This window comes from Thermus oshimai DSM 12092, from assembly GCF_000373145.1.
Taxonomy (GTDB): domain Bacteria; phylum Deinococcota; class Deinococci; order Deinococcales; family Thermaceae; genus Thermus; species Thermus oshimai.
Window position 1 is genome coordinate 317,872 of sequence record NZ_KB890603.1, and the last position, 19,418, is coordinate 337,289.

Consider the following 19,418-nt stretch of genomic DNA (forward strand, 5'->3'; position numbering starts at 1 on the left):
TACCTCGGGCGGCCCGCTTTCCCTTGAGGTGACGCATGGAGATTAAGCGGTTCGGTCGCATCCGAGAGGTTATTCCCCTACCCCCCCTCACCGAGATCCAGGTGGAATCCTACAGGAAGGCCCTGCAGATGGACGTTCCCCCGGACAAGCGGGAGAATGTGGGCATCCAGGCGGCCTTCAAGGAGACCTTCCCCATCGAGGAGGGGGACAAGGGCCGGGGCGGGATGGTCCTGGACTTCCTGGAGTACCGCATCGGGGAGCCCCCCTTTCCCCAGGACGAGTGCCGGGAGAAGGACCTCACCTACCAAGCCCCCCTCTACGCCCGCCTCCAGCTCATCCACAAGGACACCGGCCTCATCAAGGAAGATGAGGTGTTCCTGGGGCACATCCCCCTGATGACCGAGGACGGCTCCTTCATCATCAACGGGGCCGACCGGGTCATCGTCTCCCAGATCCACCGCTCCCCCGGGGTCTACTTCACCCCCGACCCCGCCCGCCCCGGGCGCTACGTGGCCAGCATCATCCCCCTGCCCAAGCGGGGGCCCTGGATTGACCTGGAGGTGGAGACGGGCGGGGTGGTCTCCGTCAAGATCAACAAGCGGAAGTTCCCCTTGGTCCTCCTCCTTCGGGTCCTGGGCTACGACGCCGAGACCTTGGGGCGGGAGCTTGGGGCCTACGGGGAGCTGGTCCAGGGCCTCATGGACGAGTCCATCCTGGCCATGCGCCCGGAGGAGGCCCTGGTGCGCCTCTTCACCCTCCTCCGCCCCGGCGACCCCCCCAAGAAGGACAAGGCCGTGGCCTACCTCTTCGGCCTCCTGGCCGACCCCAGGCGCTACGACCTGGGGGAGGCGGGCCGGTACAAGGCGGAGGAGAAGCTGGGGGTGCGGCTTTCCGGCCGGACCCTGGCCCGGTTTGAGGACGGGGAGTTCAAGGACGAGGTCTTCCTCCCCACCCTGCGCTACCTCTTCGCCCTCACCGCCGGGGTGCCGGGGCACGAGGTGGACGACATCGACCACCTGGGCAACCGGCGCATCCGCACCGTGGGCGAGCTCATGGCCGACCAGTTCCGGGTGGGGCTTTCCCGCCTGGCCCGGGGGGTGAAGGAGCGGATGGTCATGGGCTCCTCTGATACCCTGACCCCCGCCAAGCTGGTGAATAGCCGCCCCCTCGAGGCCGCCCTGCGGGAGTTCTTCAGCCGGAGCCAGCTTTCCCAGTTCAAGGACGAGACCAACCCCCTCTCCTCCCTGCGGCATAAGCGGAGGATCTCCGCCCTGGGCCCCGGGGGCCTCACCCGGGAGCGGGCGGGGTTTGACGTGCGCGACGTCCACCGCACCCACTACGGCCGCATCTGCCCGGTGGAGACCCCGGAAGGGGCCAACATCGGCCTCATCACCTCCCTGGCGGCCTACGCCCGGGTGGACGAGCTGGGCTTCATCCGCACCCCCTACCGCCGGGTGAAGGACGGGGTGGTCACGGACGAGGTGGTCTACATGACCGCCACGGAGGAGGACCGCTACACCATCGCCCAGGCCAACACCCCCCTGGAGGGGGACCGCATCGCCACCGAGCGGGTGGTGGCCCGGCGCCGGGGGGAGCCCGTCATCGTCTCCCCGGACGAGGTGGAGTTCATGGACGTCTCCCCCAAGCAGGTCTTCTCCGTGAACACCAACCTCATCCCCTTCCTGGAGCACGACGACGCCAACCGGGCCCTCATGGGGTCCAACATGCAGACCCAGGCCGTGCCCCTCATCCGGGCCCAGGCCCCGGTGGTGATGACCGGCCTCGAGGAGCGGGTGGTGCGGGACAGCCTGGCCGCCCTCTACGCGGAAGGGGACGGGGAGGTGGTGGCCGTGGACGGCACCCGCATCGCCGTGCGCTACGAGGATGGCCGCCTCCTGGAGTACCCCTTGCGCCGCTACGTCCGCTCCAACCAGGGCACCGCCCTGGACCAGCGCCCCCGGGTGGTGGTGGGGCAGCGGGTGCGGAAGGGGGACCTCCTGGCGGACGGCCCCGCCTCCGAGGAGGGCTTCCTGGCCCTGGGGCAGAACGTCCTGGTGGCCATCATGCCCTTTGACGGGTACAACTTTGAGGACGCCATCGTCATCAGCGAGGAGCTCCTAAAGCGCGATTTCTACACCTCCATCCACATCGAGCGCTACGAGATCGAGGCCCGGGACACCAAGCTGGGCCCCGAGCGCATTACCCGGGACATCCCCCACCTCTCCGAGGCCGCCCTGCGCGACCTGGACGAGGAGGGCGTGGTGCGCATCGGGGCGGAGGTGAAGCCCGGGGACATCCTGGTGGGCCGCACCAGCTTCAAGGGGGAGCAGGAGCCTAGCCCTGAGGAGCGCCTCCTCCGCTCCATCTTCGGCGAGAAGGCCCGGGACGTGAAGGACACCTCCCTGCGGGTGCCCCCGGGGGAGGGGGGGATCGTGGTGCGCACCGTGCGCCTGCGCCGGGGCGACCCCGGGGTGGAGCTGAAGCCCGGGGTGCGGGAGGTGGTGCGGGTCTATGTGGCCCAGAAGCGCAAGCTCCAGGTGGGGGACAAGCTGGCCAACCGCCACGGGAACAAGGGCGTGGTGGCCAAGATCCTCCCGGTGGAGGACATGCCCCACCTGCCCGACGGCACCCCCGTGGACATCATCCTGAACCCCCTGGGCGTGCCCAGCCGGATGAACCTGGGGCAGATCCTGGAAACCCACCTGGGCCTGGCGGGCTACTTCCTGGGCCAGCGCTACATCTCCCCGGTCTTTGACGGGGCCACGGAGCCGGAGATCAAGGCCCTCCTGGCCGAGGCCTTTGACCTCTACTTCCAGCGCCGCAAGGAGGCGGGCTTTGGGGTGGACAAGCGGGAGAAGGAGGTCCTGGCCCGGGCGGAGAAGCTCGGCCTGGTGACCGCGGGGGCCTCCCCGGAGGAGCAGCTTAAGGAGCTTTTCACCCAGGGCAAGGTGGTCCTCTACGACGGCCGCACCGGGGAGCCCATCGAGGGCCCCATCGTGGTGGGGCAGATGTTCATCATGAAGCTCTACCACATGGTGGAGGACAAGATGCACGCCCGCTCCACCGGCCCCTACTCCCTCATCACCCAGCAGCCCCTGGGGGGGAAGGCCCAGTTCGGCGGGCAGCGCTTCGGGGAGATGGAGGTCTGGGCCCTCGAGGCCTACGGGGCGGCCCACACCCTCCAGGAGATGCTCACCCTGAAGTCCGACGACATCGAGGGCCGCAATGCCGCCTACGAGGCCATCATCAAGGGCGAGGACGTGCCCGAGCCCTCGGTGCCCGAGTCCTTCCGCGTGCTGGTGAAGGAGCTCCAGGCCCTGGCCCTGGACGTGGAAACCCTGGACGAACGGGACAACCCCGTGGACATCTTTGAAGGCTTGGCCTCCAAGCGCTAACGGCGCGGGACTTAGGAGGAAGGATGAAAAAGGAAGTTCGCAAGGTCCGCATTGCCCTGGCCTCCCCCGAGAGGATCCGTTCCTGGAGCTACGGGGAGGTGGAGAAGCCCGAAACCATCAACTACCGCACCCTCAAGCCCGAGCGGGACGGGCTTTTTGACGAGCGCATCTTCGGGCCCACCAAGGACTACGAGTGCGCCTGCGGCAAGTACAAGCGCCAGCGCTTTGAGGGCAAGGTCTGCGAGCGCTGCGGGGTGGAGGTGACGAAGAGCATCGTCCGCCGCTACCGCATGGGCCACATTGAGCTCGCCACCCCTGCGGCCCACATCTGGTACGTGAAGGACGTGCCCTCCAAGATCGGCACCCTCCTGGACCTCTCGGCCACGGAGCTGGAGCAGGTCCTCTACTTCAGCAAGTACATCGTCTTAGACCCCAAGGGGGCCGTGCTGGGTGGGGTCCCCGTGGCCAAGAAGCAGCTCCTCACCGACGAGGAGTACCGGGAGCTCCGCTACGGCAAGCAGGAGACCTACCCCATCCCCGCCGGGGTGGACGCCCTGGTGAAGGACGGGGAGGAGGTGGTGAAGGGCCAGGAGCTGGCCCCCGGGGTGGTGAGCCGCATGGACGGGGTGGCCCTCTACCGCTTCCCCCGCCGGGTGCGCATCGAGTACCTGAAGAAGGAGCGGGCGGGCCTGCGCGTTCCCCTGGCCGCCTGGGTGGACAAGGAGGCCTACCGCCCCGGGGAGGTGCTGGCGGAGCTTGCCGAGCCCTACCTCTTCCGCGCGGAGGAGGAGGGGGTGGTGGAGGTCCTGCCTTTGGGCGAGGAGGGGCACCTCCTCCTCCTGCGCCAGGAGGATGCGGTGGTGGCCCGCTACTTCCTCCCCGTGGGGGCCGAGCCCCTGGTGGTCCAGGGGGAGGTGGTGGAGCGGGGCCAGCCCCTGGCGGAGGCCAAGGGCCTCCTGCGCATGCCCCGCCACGTGACCGCTAAGGAGGTGGAGGCGGAGGAGGAAGGGGAAACGGTCTACCTCACCTTCTTCCTGGAGTGGACGGAGCCCAAGGACTACCGCATAGAGCCCCACATGAACGTCATCGTCCCCGAGGGGGCGCGGGTGATGCCCGGCGAAAGGGTGGTGGCGGCCATTGACCCCGAGGAGGAGGTCATCGCCGAGGCGGAGGGCATCGTCCACCTCCACGAGCCCGCCAGCATCGTGGTGATGAAGGCCCGCCTCTACCCCTTCGAGGACGACGTGGAGGTCACCACCGGGGACCGGGTGGCCCCCGGGGACATCCTGGCCGACGGCGGGCGGGTGAAGAGCGAGATCCACGGCCGGGTGGAGGTGGACCTGGTGCGCAACGTGGTGCGGGTGGTGGAGTCCTACGACATCGACGCCCGCATGGGGGCTGAGGCCATCCAGGTCCTTCTGAAGGAGCTGGACCTGGAGAAGCTGGAGGCGGAGCTACTGGAGGAGATGAAGCACCCCTCCCGCGCCCGCCGGGCCAAGGCCAGGAAGCGCCTCGAGGTCGTCCGGGCCTTCCTGGACTCCGGCAACCGGCCGGAATGGATGGTCCTCGAGGCCGTCCCCGTCCTGCCCCCCGACCTCCGCCCCATGGTCCAGGTGGACGGGGGCCGGTTCGCCACCTCCGACCTCAACGACCTCTACCGCCGCCTCATCAACCGCAACAACCGCCTGAAGAAGCTCCTGGCCCAGGGGGCGCCGGAGATCATCATCCGCAACGAGAAGCGCATGCTCCAGGAGGCGGTGGACGCCCTCCTGGACAACGGCCGCCGGGGAAGCCCGGTGACGAACCCCGGCTCCGACCGGCCTCTCCGTAGCCTCACGGACATCCTCTCCGGCAAGCAGGGCCGCTTCCGCCAGAACCTCCTGGGCAAGCGGGTGGACTACTCGGGCCGCTCGGTGATCGTGGTGGGGCCCCAGCTCAAGCTCCACCAGTGCGGCCTGCCCAAGCGCATGGCCCTGGAGCTCTTCAAGCCCTTCCTCCTCAAGAAGATGGAGGAGAAGGGGATCGCCTCCAACGTCAAGGCGGCCCGCAGGATGCTAGAACGCCAGCGGGACATCAAGGACGAGGTCTGGGACGCCCTGGAGGAGGTCATCCACGGCAAGGTGGTCCTCTTAAACCGCGCCCCCACCCTCCACCGCCTGGGGATCCAGGCCTTCCAGCCCGTGCTGGTGGAGGGGCAGTCCATCCAGCTCCACCCCCTGGTGTGCGAGGCTTTCAACGCGGACTTTGACGGGGACCAGATGGCCGTGCACGTGCCCCTCTCCTCCTTCGCCCAGGCGGAGGCCCGCGTCCAGATGCTCTCCGCCCACAACCTCCTCTCCCCGGCCTCCGGCGAGCCCATCGCCAAGCCCAGCCGGGACATCATCCTGGGGCTTTACTACATCACCCAGGTGCGGCGGGAGAAGAAGGGGGCGGGCCGGGCCTTCGCCACCCCCGAGGAGGCCCTGGAGGCCTACGAGCGGGGGGAGGTGGCCCTGAACGCCCCCATCCAGGTGGCGGGCCGGGAGACCAGCGTGGGCCGGATCAAGTTCGTCTTCGCCAACCCCGACGAGGCCCTGTTGGCGGTGGCCCACGGCCTGTTGGACCTCCAGGACGTGGTCACCGTGCGCTTCATGGGCCAGAGGCTGGAGACGAGCCCGGGCCGGATCCTCTTCGCCCGCATCGTGGCCGAGGCGGTGGGGGACGAGAAGGTGGCCCAGGAGCTCATCCAGCTGGACGTGCCCCAGGAGAAGAACTCCCTCAAGGACCTGGTCTACCGCTCCTTCCTGCGGCTAGGGGTGGAGAAGACCGCCCGGCTTCTGGACGCCCTCAAGTACTACGGCTTCACCCTCTCCACCACCAGCGGCATCACCATCGGCATTGACGACGCGGTCATCCCGGAGGAGAAAAGGAAGTACCTGGAGGAGGCCGACCGCAAGCTCATGCAGATCGAGCAGGCCTACGAGATGGGCTTCCTCACCGACCGGGAGCGGTACGACCAGGTGATCCAGCTCTGGACGGAGACCACGGAGAAGGTCACCCAGGCGGTCTTCAAGAACTTTGAGGAGAACTACCCCTTCAACCCCCTCTACGTGATGGCCCAGTCCGGGGCCCGGGGTAACCCGCAGCAGATCCGCCAGCTTTGCGGCATGCGGGGCCTCATGCAAAAGCCCTCCGGGGAGACCTTTGAGGTGCCCGTGCGCTCCTCCTTCCGCGAGGGGCTCACCGTCCTCGAGTACTTCATCTCCAGCCACGGGGCCCGGAAGGGTGGGGCGGACACCGCCCTTCGCACCGCGGACTCCGGCTACCTCACCCGCAAGCTGGTGGACGTGGCCCACGAGATCGTGGTCCGGGAGGCGGACTGCGGCACCACCAACTACATCAGCGTGCCCCTCTTCCAGCTGGACGAGGTGACCCGCAGCCGCCGGCTGCGCAAGCGCTCGGACATCGAGTCCGGCCTCTACGGCCGGGTCCTGGCCCGGGAGGTGCAGGCCTTGGGCCGGGTGTTGGAGGAGGGGCGGTACCTCTCCTTGGAGGACGTGGACCTCCTCATCCGGGCCGCGGAGGCGGGGGAGGTGCAGGAGGTGCCCGTGCGGAGCCCCCTCACCTGCCAGACCCGCTACGGGGTCTGCCAGAAGTGCTACGGCTACGACCTCTCCATGGCCCGCCCCGTGTCCATCGGGGAGGCGGTGGGGGTGGTGGCCGCGGAGTCCATCGGCGAGCCCGGCACCCAGCTCACCATGCGCACCTTCCACACCGGGGGCGTGGCCACGGGCACGGACATCACCCAGGGTCTGCCCCGCGTGATCGAGCTCTTTGAGGCCCGCCGCCCCAAGGCCAAGGCGGTGATCTCCGAGATCGACGGGGTGGTGCGCATTGAGGAGACGGAGGAGAAGCTCTCCGTCTTCGTGGAGTCCGAGGGCTTCAGCAAGGAGTACAAGCTCCCCAAGGAGGCCCGCCTGGTGGTGAAGGACGGGGACTACGTGGAGGCCGGCCAGCCCCTCACCCGCGGGGCCGTTGACCCCCACCAGCTCTTGGAGGCCAAGGGCCCCGAGGCGGTGGAGCGCTACCTGGTGGACGAGATCCAGAAGGTCTACCGCGCCCAGGGGGTGAAGCTCCACGACAAGCACATTGAGATCGTGGTGCGGCAGATGCTCAAGTACGTGGAGGTCACGGACCCCGGGGATAGCCGCCTCCTGGAAGGCCAGGTCCTGGAGCGCTGGGACGTGGAGGCCTTGAACGAGCGGCTCATCGCCGAGGGCAAGACCCCCGTGGCCTGGAAGCCCCTCCTCATGGGGGTGACCAAGAGCGCCCTTTCCACCAAGAGCTGGCTCTCCGCCGCCAGCTTCCAGAACACCACCCACGTGCTCACCGAGGCGGCCATCGCCGGGAAGAAGGACGAGCTCATCGGCCTCAAGGAAAACGTCATCCTGGGCCGCCTGATCCCCGCGGGTACGGGCTCGGACTTCGTCCGCTTCACCCAGGTGGTGGACGAGAAGACCCTAAAGGCCCTGGAGGAGGCCCGCAAGGAGGCGGTGGAGGCCCGGGAGCGCCCAGCCCGCCGCCCCGCGCGCCGGGAGCAGCCGGGGAAGGGCCTCTAGGCCCAAGGCGGCCTTCGGGCCGCCCTTTTTCTTATGCTGGCCAAGCTCTTTTCCACCTTCCGCCAAGTGGGGGAGGACCTCTTCGCCCAGGGGCTCATCTCCGCCACCGCGGGGAACTTTTCCGCCCGCACCAAAGAGGGGTTCCTCATCACCAAAAGCGGGGTGCAGAAGGCCCACCTCACCCCAGAAGACCTCCTGGAGGTGCCCCTCGTGGGCCCCATCCCCCCGGGGGCCAGCGTGGAGAGCGTGATCCACCGGGCGGTCTACCGGGAAACGGGGGCCAGGGCCATCGTCCACGCCCATCCCCGGGTGGCGGTGGCCCTCTCCCTGCACCTGGACCGGCTCGTTCCCCTGGACCTCGAGGGCCAGCTCTACCTCAAGGAGGTCCCCGTCCTCTCCCCCAAGACCCTCTCCGCCACGGAGGAGGCCGCCCTTGCCGTGGCGGAGGCCTTGAAGCGTCATCCGGTCTGCCTCCTAAGGGGGCACGGGGCCTTCGCCCGCTCGGAGAAGGAAAAGCCCGAGGAGGCCCTCCTCCACGCCTATAGCCTCCTCACCACCTTGGAGGAGTCCGCGGCCATCCTCCTCTATAGCCGCCTCTGGGGGGGTGCATGAGGGTGCTCTTCGTGGAGGGGAAGGACCTGGAGGCCCTAAGGGCTCTGGCCCAGGCCCTGCCCCACCCCTGCTGGCTCCTCGAGGGGGAAGGGGTCTTCCTCCTCCAGGTCCTGGGGGCGGGGGAGGAGGCCTTGGCCCAGGCCCGAACCCTACCGGGGGTTAAGGTTTGGGCCTTCACCCTGAAGGAAGGGGTAGTCTATAGGGGATGCGGGAAGAGATCGGGTACATCCCCGTAGGGGAAGCGGAGCTTTACGTGGAGGACGTGGGGGACCTTAGGGCGCCCCCCCTTCTCGTCCTGCACGGGGGCCCGGGGGGGAACGCCTACGCCCTGCGGGAGGGCTTGGGGGAGTACCTCCAGGGCTTCCGGACCATCTACTTTGACCAGCGGGGCTCGGGCCGGAGCCTGGAGCTTCCCCAAGACCCCCGGCTTTTCACCGTAGATGCTCTGGTGGAGGACACCCTGGCCCTGGCCGAGGCCTTGGGCCTGGAGCGCTTCCACCTCCTGGCCCACGGCTTCGGGGCCCTCGTGGCCCTGGAGGTCCTCCGCCGCTACCCCGGGGTGGAGGGGGTTTTGCTCCTAGGCCCCTGGGTGAACTTCCCCTGGCTGGCGGCCCGGCTGGCGGAGGCCGCGGAGCTTAGCCCCCTTCCCGACCCCGAGGCCAACCTGAAGGCCGCCCTGGAGAGGGCGGAGCCCAAGGCCCTCTTTGACCGCCTCATGTTCCCCACCCCCCACGGCCGCCTGGAGTACGAGTGGGTGGTGGAGGGCTCGGGGATCCTGGGCCCGGACGCCCCCGCCCTGGCCTTTTACCAGAATGGCCTCTGGCGCCTGGACTACACCCCTTACCTCCGCCCCGCTAGGCGCCCGGTGGAGGTCATCGTGGGGGAGCAGGACGGCACCAGCTACCCCTACGCGGAGGAGGTGGCGGAGAGGCTTTCCGCGGGCCTTCAGGTCCTTCCGGGGGCAGGCCACTACCCCTGGATAGACGCCCCCGAGGCCTTTGAGGCCGCCCTTGCGCGGGCCCTCAGGGCCTTGGTGGGAAGCCCCACCGGCGCGGGGGAGTAGAATAGGCCTCGTCACCGGGGGTGCCCCTCCTTGGGGCTGAGAGAGACCCTTGGAACCTGATCCGGGTAATGCCGGCGTAGGGAAGGTGACGCCCTCCCGGTGACAGGAGGGTTGCCATGAAAAGGTTCCTTTCGGTCTTGGTCCTGTTGGCCCTGGCCCTGGCCCAGGAGGTTACGCTCCTCACCCACGAGAGCTTCTCCCTGGACAAGGCGCTCATCGCCCAGTTTGAACGGCAGACGGGCCTTAAGCTCCGCGTCCTCAAGGCGGGGGACGCGGGGGAGGTGCTGAACCGGGCCATCCTCACCAAGAGTGCCCCCATCGCCGACGTCCTTTACGGCCTGGACAACACCTTCCTCTCCCGGGCCCTGGAGGCGGACATCCTCCTGCCCTACCGGAGCCCGGAGATTAAAAACCTCAAGGCCACGCTCCTCCTGGACCCCACCTTCCGGGCCCTTCCCGTGGACTACGGCTGGGTGAGCCTGAACTACCACAAGGCCTACTTCCAGGACCGCCCCCTCCCCAAGACCCCTTCCGACCTCACCCGGCCGGAGTACGCGAGGCTTCTCGTGGTGCAGAACCCCGCCACCAGCTCCCCGGGCCTGGCCTTCCTCATGGCCACCGTGGGCCGCTTTGGGGAGGACGGGTACCTGGACTTCTGGGCGGCCCTCAGGGACGGGGGCGTGCGGGTGGCCAAGGGCTGGAGCGAGGCCTACTACACCCACTTCAGCCTCTACAAGGGGGACCGGCCCCTGGTGGTCTCCTACACCACGAGCCCCGCGGCGGAGGTCTACTACTCCGAGGGGCGGTACCGGGAGCCCCCCACGGGGAACCTCTTCCCCGAGCTCGCCTTCTTCCAGGTGGAGTTTGCGGGCATCCTGAAGGGGACGAAAAACCTCGAGGGGGCCCGGAAGCTCATAGACTGGCTCCTCTCCCGCCCCGTGCAGGAGAACCTGCCCACGGAGATGTGGATGTACCCCGCCCGGCGGGACGCCAGGCTCCCCGAGGTCTTCCGCTTCGCCCCCGAGCCCTTGGGCAGCGTGCGCCTGGACCCGGGGCGCATGGCGGAGGGCCGGGAGCGCTGGATTGAGGAGTGGACCAAGGTGGTCCTCCAGGGGCAAAGCCCGGAGGCGGTGCGGAGGGCCCGGCGCTGAGCGCCCCGCCGGAGCTTGCGCTTCGGCGGGGGCCCCAAAGGTGGGTTCCTTTCTCCCACCTTGTGGAGATGGTTAGGAGCATGTTCCTTTGAGGTTCCTCCCCCTTTACCTCTTCCTGGCCTTCGCCCTCTTCTACCCCCTTCTTTCCCTCCTCCGCCTGGGGGTGGGGGAGGGGGTTGTTAGGGTCCTCCAGAACCCCTACTACCTGGGGCGCTACCTCTTTAGCCTGGAGTACGGCCTCCTTTCCGCCGGGCTTTCCCTGGCCCTGGCCCTGCCCCTCGCCCTGCTTTTCCGCCACCGTTTTCCCGGGCGGGAGGTCCTCCTCGCCCTCACCCTCCTCCCCTTCGTCCTCCCCACCCCGGTGGTGGCCCTGGCCCTTTTGGCCCTGGCGGGGCCCAGGGGCCTCCTCCCCCTGGACCTCTACGGCACCCTCTTCCTCCTCCTTTGGGCCGCGGTCTTCTACAACCTGGGCCTGGCCTTAAGGGTCCTCCTCCCCACCCTCCTGGCCTTAGAAGGCCCCCTCCAGGCGGCCCGCACCCTGGGGGCCACCCCCTTTAGGGCCTTCCTCCGGGTGGGGCTTCCCCTCCTCCTCCCCGCCTTGGGCTCCGCGGGGAGCCTCATCTTCATCTACGCCTTCTCCGCCTTCGGGGTGCCCCTCCTCCTCGGCGGGGGGCGGTACGCCACCCTCGAGGTGGAGGTCTACACCCTCCTGGCCCACCGCCTGGCCCTGGGGGAGGCCGCGGGGCTCATGCTCCTCCAGCTCCTCACCCTGGCCCTGGTGGCCGCCCTTTACCTGCGCCTCCGCGCCCACCCCCTGCCCCCCGCCCAAGGCCCCCGGCCCCACGGGCGGCCCTGGGCCCTGGCCCTTTTCCTCTCCCTGGGGCTTCTCCTCTTCTACGCCCCCCTGCTCGCCCTTTTCCTGAGCCTACGCCCTGAGGCCTTCCTCTCCGCCTGGCGTTCGGAGGACTTCACCCCCTTGCCCCAGGCCCTCCTGAACTCCTTCCGCTTCACCGCCCTCGCCCTCCTCCTCGCCCTCCCCTTGGGCCTTCTCTACGCCCAGGCGGCCAGGAGGAGCCTGGGGGTGGACCTCCTCGGGCTTTTCCCCCTGATGGTGAGCCCCGTGGCCCTGGGGCTTGGCTACCTGGTGGCCTACCCAGGCCTCCGGGGCTCCCTTTTCCTCCTCCTTTCCGCCTACGCCCTTTTGGCCTACCCCCTTTTCGCCCGGGCCCTTCTCCCCTCCCTAAAGGCCTTGCCGGAAAGCCTCCTCCAGGCGGCCCGCACCCTGGGGGCCACCCCCCTTAGGGCCTTCCTCCGGGTGGAGCTTCCCCTCCTCCTCCCCGCCCTCTCCTCGGGGCTCGCCCTGGCCCTCTCCGCCCTCCTGGGGGAGTTCGGGGCGAGCCTGGTGCTCTGGCGGCCCGAGTGGACCACCCTGACCCTGGCCATTTACGAGCGCCTGGGCCGCCCGGGGCGGGCCCCTTTTGAGGAGGCCCTGGCCCTGGCGGCCCTCCTCGCCCTCCTCTCGGGCCTCCTCTTCTACCTCCTGGACCGGGGGAAAAGCCGGGTAAGCTAAGGGCATGCGCTTTCTGGTGCTCTCGGGGCTTTCGGGGGCGGGGAAGACCACGGCCAGAAACGCCCTCGAGGACCTGGGCTACTTCATGGTGGATAACCTCCCCCCCGCTTTCTGGCAGGGGCTCTACCAGGGCTTGGAGGCCCGGGGGGTGGCGCGGGCGGGGGTGGTGGTGGACCTAAGGGCCCGGGCCTTTCTGGACGGGCTGGAGGAGGCCCTTTCCGCCCTAAACCCCACGGTGGTCTTCCTGGAGGCCAGGCCCGAGGTCCTCCTGAGGCGCTTCAACCTCACCCGCCGCCTCCACCCCTTGGGGGCGGGGAACCTCCTGCGGGAGATCGGGGAGGAACGGAAGGCCTTAAGCCCCTTGAGGGCCCGGGCGGACCTCATCCTGGACACCTCCGACCTCTCCCCCAGGGAGCTCACGGAGGCCCTGGCCCGCTTCCTTGGGGAGGAGCGGGGCTTTCTCCTTCGCCTCCTCTCCTTCGGCTTCAAGTGGGGGGTGCCCCAGGAGGCGGACCTGGTCCTGGACGTGCGCCCTTTCCCCAACCCCCACTACGACCCCCACCTCCGCCCCAAGACCGGCCTGGACCCCGAGGTGAAGGCCTACGTCTTCCAGGAGGCCTTTGAGCCCTACTACCGGGCCCTCCTCACCACCTTGGGCCTGGCGGCGGAGGGGGCCAGGCGGGAGGGCCGCCGGGCCTACACCGCCGCGGTGGGGTGCACCGGGGGGAAGCACCGGAGCGTGGCCCTGGCGGAGCGCTTGGCGGAGGAGCTTTCCGGGCGGTTCGCCGTGGAGGTGGTGCACCGGGATGTGGAGAAGGAGTAGCCTCCGCTGGCTTTACCCGGGGATGCGGGTGAAGCGCTACGCCCTCCTCGCCGCCCTTGGGGTCCTCCTCTTCGGGTTTGGCCTGGGGGAGCTCCTCCCCCCCCTGGGGCTTAGAGGGTGGGCCTGGGCCCTCCTCCTCCTGGGCCTTGCCCTCCTCGTGGGGGGGGTGCGGGCCATGAACCGGAGCATGCTCTCCGCCCTCACCGAGCCCGAGGAGGTGCCCGAGCGGGTCTACGTGCGCCGGCGCCTCGAGGCCGGCCCCCGGGTGGTGGCCTTCGGGGGGGGCACCGGGCTTTCCCGGGTCCTGAGAGGGCTCAAGGAGCACACCGCCAACGCCACGGCCATCGTGGCGGTGACGGACGACGGGGGGTCCACGGGGAGGCTTCGGCTGGCCTTTGGCCTGCCCGCGGTGGGGGATCTGGTGGACTGCCTGGCCGCCCTCTCCGACCACCCCGCCCTCCCCGCCCTCCTGGCCCACCGCTTTGACCGGGGGGAGCTTAAGGGCCACACCTTCGGCAACCTCTTCCTGGTCACCCTGGACCAGGTGGCGGGGGACTTCGCCGAGGCGGTGCGGGAGGCGAACGCCATCCTGAACCTTCGCGGCCAGGTCCTCCCCGCCACCCCGGAGGCCGTGCGCCTCCTCGCCCGCTTCCAGGACGGGCGGGAGGTGGTGGGGGAGGTGGCCATCCGCGAGGCGGGGGGGCGGATCCGGGAGGTGGCCCTCCTCCCCGAGCCCAAGGAGGTCATGCTCGAGGCCCTTTCCGCCATCCGCCGGGCGAACCTCCTCCTGTTGGGGCCGGGAAGCCTCTACACCAGCGTCATCCCGAGCTTCCTCCCCGCCCCCCTCCGCAAGGCCCTCCAGGAGGCCAAAGCCCCCCTGGTCTACGCGGTGAACCTCATGACCGAGCCGGGGGAGACGGACGGGTACACCGCCTACGACCACTACAAGGCGGTGAGCTACCACCTCGGCCGCCGCCCGGAGGTGGTCCTGGTCCACACCGCCCCCATCCCCCAGGAGGTCCTGGAGCGCTACGCCCGGGAGGGGCGCCACCCCGTGGCCTTTGACCCCCGGCCCTTCCAGGCGGACGGGGTGCGGGTGGTGGCGGGGGATTTCCGCGAGGAAGGCCCCCTGGCCCAGCACGACCCCAGAAAGCTGGTGGAGGCCCTCCTCAACCTGGTATAACGGTGGGCGTGCTCTTCCTCTTCCAAGACCCCCTCGGCGACGACCATGGCCTTGGCTACCTCTACCCCCAGGCGGCCCTGTACCGGGAGGCGGGGGAGGGGTTTGCCGACCTCCTGGCCTTGGCGGGCGAGGCGCGGGACGGGAAGCTCGTCCTTAGGGTGCGCCTCGCCCGCTACCCCAACCCCCTAGGGGGGCCTCTGGGGTTCAGCCTGGCCGCGGTGGTCCTCCACCTGGACACCGCCTTTGGGGGCGAGGAGGAGCTCCTTCCGGGCCTCAGGACCCCTAAGGGGGAGGGGTGGGAGGTGGCCTACCTCCTCACGGGCTTTGGGGCGGAGGAAAGGACCCCTGGGGGAGAGAAGAGGGCGGTGCCTGCCCGAAAGGCAGGGGAGTGGGTGGAGGTGGAAACCCCCCTCCCCCCGGGCCCCTACGGCTACTACGGGGCCGTGGGCCTCTTTGACCCCTTCGCCCCCTGGTACCTGAGGCCCGTAAGCCCCCAAGGGGGCCCTTGGACCCTCATGGCCCCTCCCGGAAGCCCCCCGGCGGTGGACCTCCTGGCCCAGGACCCCAAGGCCCAGGCGGAGGCCTACCAAAGCGGGGTCCTGCGCCCTATGCGCAAAGGGGGCTTTCCCCTGCGCCGGGAAAGCCTCGTGGCCTTCGCCTTGGGCTTACTTTCCCTGGGGCTAGCCTTTCTCCTGCGACGCTAGGGTTTCTTCCAAATACGCCAGGTCGGCCCTAAGCTCGGCCTCCGTGACGGAGAGCACGGGCAGAAACTCCGGAGGGAAGCTCTTCTTGAGCTGGCCCATGCAGAGGAGGAGGCCCTCCACCATGGCCTTCTCCTGGGCCCGGCGCTTCTGCCCCCCCCTAAGGGCGCTCCTTCCCAGGTGCTCCAGCCGGCGCACCAGGCAGACCCCGGGCTCCCCCCCTACCCCCGCGCAGGGGAGGCCCTCCGCCCCCGGGCAGGACCCGTAGGCCTCGAGGTAGCGGGGGGCAAGCTCTGGGTGGCCCAGGAGGGCCAGGCCCAGGGGCCCCGCGTGGGCCGCCGCCAGGCGGAGGTAACGGGCATGGCGCCTCCTGCGGATCTCCACCTCCATGCTTCTAAGGTAGCGCCTACCTTACGGGACAAATGACCTTAAGGAAAAAGCATGCATGGCCGGGTATACTTTAGCCATGCGCGGCCTTTCCCAGCGCGTCCAGGCCATGAAGCCCTCGGCCACGGTGGCGGTGAACGCCAGGGCCCTCGAGCTTAGGCGAAGGGGGGTGGACCTGGTGGCCCTCACCGCGGGCGAGCCCGACTTTGACACCCCCGAGCACGTGAAGGAGGCCGCCCGGCGGGCCCTCCTCCAGGGGAAGACCAAGTACGCCCCCCCGGCGGGCATCCCTGAGCTAAGGGAGGCCCTCGCCGAGAAGTTCCGCCGGGAAAACGGCCTGGAGGTTTCTCCAGAGGAAACCATCGTCACCGTGGGGGGGAAGCAGGCCCTTTTCAACCTCTTCCAGGCCATCCTGGACCCGGGGGACGAGGTCATCGTCCTGGCCCCCTACTGGGTGAGCTACCCGGAGATGGTGCGCTTCGCCGGGGGGGTGCCGGTGGAGGTCAGGACGCGCCCCGAGGCGGGCTTCGTCCCCGACCCCGAGGAGGTGAAAAGGGCCATCACCCCCCGCACCAAGGCCCTGGTGGTGAACTCCCCCAACAACCCCACGGGGGCCGTCTACCCGGAGGAGGTCTTGAGGGCGCTGGCGGAGCTCGCCCTGGAGCACGACTTCTACCTGGTTTCCGACGAGATCTACGAGCACCTCATCTACGAGGGCGCGCACTTCTCCCCGGGGCGGGTGGCGCCGGAGCACACCATTACCGTGAACGGGGCGGCCAAGGCCTTCGCCATGACCGGCTGGCGCATCGGCTACGCCGCTGGGCCCAAGGGGGTGATCAAGGCCATGGCGGACGTGTCCAGCCAGTCCACCACCAGCCCGGACACCATCGCCCAGTGGGCCACCCTCGAGGCCCTCACCAACCTCGAGGCCTCCCGCGCCTTCATCGCCGCCGCCCGCGAGGCCTATAGGAGGCGGCGGGACCTCCTCTTAGAGGGCCTATCTGCCCTGGGCCTTAAGGCGGTCCGCCCTCAGGGGGCCTTCTACATCCTCCTGGACACCTCGCCTTTTGCGGAAGACGAGGTGAAGGCGGCAGAACGGCTTCTGGAGGCCGGGGTGGCCGTGGTCCCGGGGACGGACTTCGCGGCCTTCGGCCACGTGCGCCTTTCCTACGCCACCAGCGAGGAGAACCTGAAGAAGGCCTTGGAGCGCTTCCGCAGGCTCCTTTAGAAGAACCTCTTTTTGGCTTTGGGGGCGAAGAGCAGGAAAAGGGCCCCCAGGGTCACGCACACGTCCGCCAGGTTGAACACGGGGAACTGGGCGATGAGGGGGATGGGGGTGCCCAGGTCCAGATAGTCCACCACCCAGCCCCGGCCCAGCCGGTCTATCCCGTTCCCCAAGGCCCCCGCGGCCACCAGGCTGAGGCCCAGGGTGAAGCCAAAGGGGTAGCGCCGAAAGCCTAGGAGGTAAAGGAGGAAGGCGCCCACCCCAAGGCTCACCCAGCCCAGGAGGAAGGCCCTTCCCTCAAAGAGGCCGAACCCGGCCCCCGTGTTCCGCACCAGGGTGAGGTAGAGGAGGTCCCCGAGGAGGGATCTGGGGACGGGGGAGAGGTTCTCCAGGGCCCAGAGCTTTAGGATCTGGTCAAAGGCGAGGAGGAGGGGGACCAGGACCGTGGGCATGGGGAGAGTCTACCGGAAAGGGCTTCTTCCGTGGTATACTCGGGGGGCTTGCCTTCGGGCGGGGAGGTTTTCGTATGTCCAAGGTCTGTGAGATCAGCGGAAAGCGGCCCATCGTGGCCAACTCCATTGAGCGGCGGGGTAAGGCCAAGCGGGAGGGGGGGGTGGGGCGGAAGACCACCGGCATCTCCAAGCGCCGCCAGTACCCCAACCTCCAGAAGGTCCGCGTCCAGGTGGCGGGCCAGGAGATCACCTTCCGCGTGGCGGCGAGCCACATCCCCAAGGTCTACGAGCTTCTGGAACGGGCCAAGGGGCTTAAGCTGGAGGGCCTTTCCGCCAAGGAAATCAAGCAAAGGCTCCTCAAGCTCCTCTAGCCCTTCGCGGCGACCCCCCTGGGTTTAGTCCCAGGGGGGTTCCCCTTTTGGGGTTTAATGGGGGCATGGAGCGGGCCCGCGGATGGAAGCCGGGGCACTACCTCCTCCTGGCCCTGGCCCTCTACGCCCTGGTGGTCACCCTGGCCTTTTCCGCCCGCGGCCGCCAGGTGGCCCACCTTAAGGAGGAGGCGGGGGCCCTGCGGGCCCAGCTGGAGCGGGCCCCCGAGGGGTACCGCCTGCCCCTCCCCGGGGCCTGCCTCCCTGAGCGGGCGGAGAACCTCCCCGGCGCCCCCAGGCCCTACCGCAAGGGGGTGAGCGCGGGGTTCGTCTTCCTCCCGGGGGACGCCTGCGTGCCCGTGGCGGCGGGCATGGGGGTGGTGGCCGCGGCCACGGGGGAGGTGGTGCGGGTGGAATCGGACTACCAAGAGCCCGCCCCAGAGGCCTTCCGGGCCCTTCTGGAGCGGGTGAAGGGGGGTGCGGGCCCCGAGGAGATGGACCTCTTAAAGGGCCTCGAGGTCTGGGTCCGCCACCCGGACGGCCGCACCACGGTCTACGCCCACCTCAAGGCCCCCTACCCCGGGCTCAGGGTGGGGCAGAAGGTGCGCCGGGGGGATCCTTTGGGCTACCTGGGGAACACCGGCCTAGGGGGCGGGGTCCCCCGGCTCCTCTTTGAGGTCTGGGAAGGGGAGCCCGAGCGGTCCCCCTTCCTCTTCCAGGGCCTGGGGCCGGAGGAGGTGCGGGCCAAGGCCCAAGCCTTTTTCGGTTTAGAATAGCCCCCGTGCGCGAGGCCTTCCGGCAGGTCTGGGCCAACCCCTACGTGCGGGTTCTGGTCTACCTGCTCCTTTTCTACCTGGCCCTCCGCTTCCTCTCCCGGGCCTGGCCGGCCCTCCAGGTCCTCCTCTTCGCCTTCGCCTTCGCCTACCTGGCCCACCCCGTAGTGCGCTTCTTTGAAAAGCGGCGCCTCCCCCGGTGGTTAGGGGTGGTCTTGGTCTACCTGGGCCTGGGCCTCTTCCTGGGCCTGGCCTCCTTCCTCACCGCCCAGACGGTGCTGGAGCTTTCCCGCCTGAGCCTGGAGCTCCCCCAGCGCCTGGCCCCCCTGGTGTCCTGGCTTGCGGACCTTCCGGACCGGGTCCGGGCCGTCCCCATCCCCTCCTTCCTGGACCCCATCCTGGAAGAGGCGGGGAGGAACCTGGAAGGGCTTCTCCAGGGCTTTTTCCAGACCCTTCTTGGCTGGCTTAAGGCCCTTTTGGACCAGGGGGGGAACCTCCTGGGTTTCTTTTCGGGCCTGGTGGGGGGGGTGTTCCAGTTCTTTACCGCCCTGGTGCTTTCGGTGTACTTCCTCTACGACCTCCCCCGCATCGGCGCCTCCTTCCTCCGGGCCTTTCCCGAGCCCTACCAGCCCCTGGTGGCCGAGCTCGCCCATAAGCTGAACCGGAGCGTGGGGGGGTACATCCGGGGCCAGCTCCTGGTGGCCTTCCTGGTGGGGCTGGTGGTGGGGGTGGGGCTTGGGCTGGTGGGGGTGCCCCTGGCCGCCAGCCTGGGCTTTCTGGCGGGGGTCTTCAACCTCATCCCCTTCGTGGGGGTTATCGTCTCCGGGGTGCCGGCCCTCCTCCTCGCGGCCACCTTGGGCTGGCAGGGGGTCCTCCTGGCCCTCCTCGTGCTGTGGCTGGCCAACCAGCTGGAGGGCCACCTTTTCGGCCCCCTCATCGTGGGCCGGGCCACCCGGCTCCACCCCGTCACCGCCATCTTCGCCATCCTGGTGGGGGCTAGCCTCTTTGGGCTGATGGGGGCCCTTCTGGGGGTGCCCCTGGCCGCCTTTTTGAAGGTGCTCCTGGAGGACTACTACCAGAAGAGCCGCTTCTACCGGGAGGGGTGAGGGTGCCGGAT

Annotated in this window: 16 protein-coding genes and 1 riboswitch; of the genes, 14 read left to right on the forward strand and 2 right to left on the reverse strand. The window is 69.2% G+C overall.

The features are described 5' to 3' along the window. Nucleotides 1–35 precede the first annotated feature (35 nt). The 10 genes from rpoB to B043_RS0104015 all read left to right on the forward strand — a co-directional run bounded on the left by rpoB (nt 36) and on the right by B043_RS0104015 (nt 15,099). The gene (gene rpoB, locus B043_RS0103970; RefSeq protein WP_018461025.1) at nt 36–3,395 is read left to right on the forward strand and encodes a DNA-directed RNA polymerase subunit beta; all 3,360 of its coding nucleotides are present in this window, start codon (nt 36–38) and stop codon (nt 3,393–3,395) included. 23 nt (nt 3,396–3,418) lie between these two features. Further along, entirely contained in the window at nt 3,419–7,993 is a 4,575-nt protein-coding gene (gene rpoC / locus B043_RS0103975; protein WP_018461026.1) for a DNA-directed RNA polymerase subunit beta', read from the forward strand. Nucleotides 7,994–8,026: 33 nt separating this feature from the next. Then, entirely contained in the window at nt 8,027–8,605 is a 579-nt protein-coding gene (locus B043_RS0103980) for a fuculose-1-phosphate aldolase (protein WP_016328469.1), read from the forward strand. After that, on the forward strand, nt 8,602–8,841 hold the full coding sequence (locus B043_RS0103985) for a hypothetical protein (RefSeq protein ID WP_018461027.1): 240 nt from the start codon (nt 8,602–8,604) through the stop codon (nt 8,839–8,841). The genes B043_RS0103980 and B043_RS0103985 overlap by 4 nt, the downstream gene beginning before the upstream one ends. Further along, a complete protein-coding gene (locus B043_RS0103990; RefSeq protein ID WP_018461028.1) occupies nt 8,811–9,668 on the forward strand; it encodes an alpha/beta fold hydrolase in 858 nt (285 codons plus the stop codon). Before B043_RS0103985 ends, B043_RS0103990 begins: the two co-directional genes overlap by 31 nt. A gap of 6 nt (nt 9,669–9,674) precedes the next feature. Beyond that, nucleotides 9,675–9,769, forward strand: a riboswitch (TPP riboswitch). 15 nt (nt 9,770–9,784) lie between these two features. Further along, nucleotides 9,785–10,819, forward strand: coding sequence for a thiamine ABC transporter substrate-binding protein (locus B043_RS0103995; RefSeq protein ID WP_016328472.1), 1,035 nt, complete (start codon nt 9,785–9,787; stop codon nt 10,817–10,819). 88 nt (nt 10,820–10,907) lie between these two features. Then, entirely contained in the window at nt 10,908–12,389 is a 1,482-nt protein-coding gene (locus B043_RS0104000) for an ABC transporter permease (RefSeq protein ID WP_018461029.1), read from the forward strand. A 4-nt stretch (nt 12,390–12,393) separates the two neighbouring features. Then, nucleotides 12,394–13,212: an RNase adapter RapZ gene (gene rapZ / locus B043_RS0104005; RefSeq protein ID WP_018461030.1), complete on the forward strand. Its 819-nt coding sequence runs from the start codon at nt 12,394–12,396 to the stop codon at nt 13,210–13,212. Further along, the gene (locus tag B043_RS0104010; protein WP_026234121.1) at nt 13,196–14,395 is read left to right on the forward strand and encodes a gluconeogenesis factor YvcK family protein; all 1,200 of its coding nucleotides are present in this window, start codon (nt 13,196–13,198) and stop codon (nt 14,393–14,395) included. Before rapZ ends, B043_RS0104010 begins: the two co-directional genes overlap by 17 nt. Nucleotides 14,396–14,403: 8 nt before the next feature. Then, complete coding sequence (locus B043_RS0104015) at nt 14,404–15,099, forward strand: glucodextranase DOMON-like domain-containing protein (protein ID WP_018461032.1); 696 nt, start codon at nt 14,404–14,406, stop codon at nt 15,097–15,099. Here B043_RS0104015 and B043_RS0104020 read toward each other — a convergent pair. After that, complete coding sequence (locus B043_RS0104020) at nt 15,076–15,486, reverse strand: hypothetical protein (protein WP_018461033.1); 411 nt, start codon at nt 15,484–15,486, stop codon at nt 15,076–15,078. The genes B043_RS0104015 and B043_RS0104020 overlap by 24 nt on opposite strands. Before the next feature lie 76 nt (nt 15,487–15,562). Here B043_RS0104020 and aspC point away from each other — a divergent pair, with 76 nt between their 5' ends. Beyond that, nucleotides 15,563–16,711: an aspartate/prephenate aminotransferase gene (gene aspC, locus B043_RS0104025; protein WP_018461034.1), complete on the forward strand. Its 1,149-nt coding sequence runs from the start codon at nt 15,563–15,565 to the stop codon at nt 16,709–16,711. On the opposite strand, the gene lspA is transcribed toward aspC, so the two are convergent. Beyond that, nucleotides 16,708–17,160, reverse strand: coding sequence for a signal peptidase II (lspA, locus tag B043_RS0104030; RefSeq protein ID WP_018461035.1), 453 nt, complete (start codon nt 17,158–17,160; stop codon nt 16,708–16,710). The two genes, aspC and lspA, sit on opposite strands and share 4 nt — an antisense overlap. A gap of 74 nt (nt 17,161–17,234) precedes the next feature. Between lspA and rpmB the strand changes: the two genes are divergently transcribed. The 3 genes from rpmB to B043_RS0104045 all read left to right on the forward strand — a co-directional run bounded on the left by rpmB (nt 17,235) and on the right by B043_RS0104045 (nt 19,407). Next, nucleotides 17,235–17,531, forward strand: coding sequence for a 50S ribosomal protein L28 (rpmB, locus tag B043_RS0104035; protein ID WP_016328480.1), 297 nt, complete (start codon nt 17,235–17,237; stop codon nt 17,529–17,531). Between the two features lie 65 nt (nt 17,532–17,596). Further along, nucleotides 17,597–18,304 carry a M23 family metallopeptidase gene (locus tag B043_RS0104040; protein ID WP_018461036.1) on the forward strand — a complete coding sequence of 236 codons (708 nt, stop codon included), beginning with the start codon at nt 17,597–17,599 and terminating at the stop codon, nt 18,302–18,304. 5 nt (nt 18,305–18,309) lie between these two features. After that, entirely contained in the window at nt 18,310–19,407 is a 1,098-nt protein-coding gene (locus B043_RS0104045; protein WP_018461037.1) for an AI-2E family transporter, read from the forward strand. The last annotated feature ends 11 nt before the right edge of the window (nt 19,408–19,418 follow it).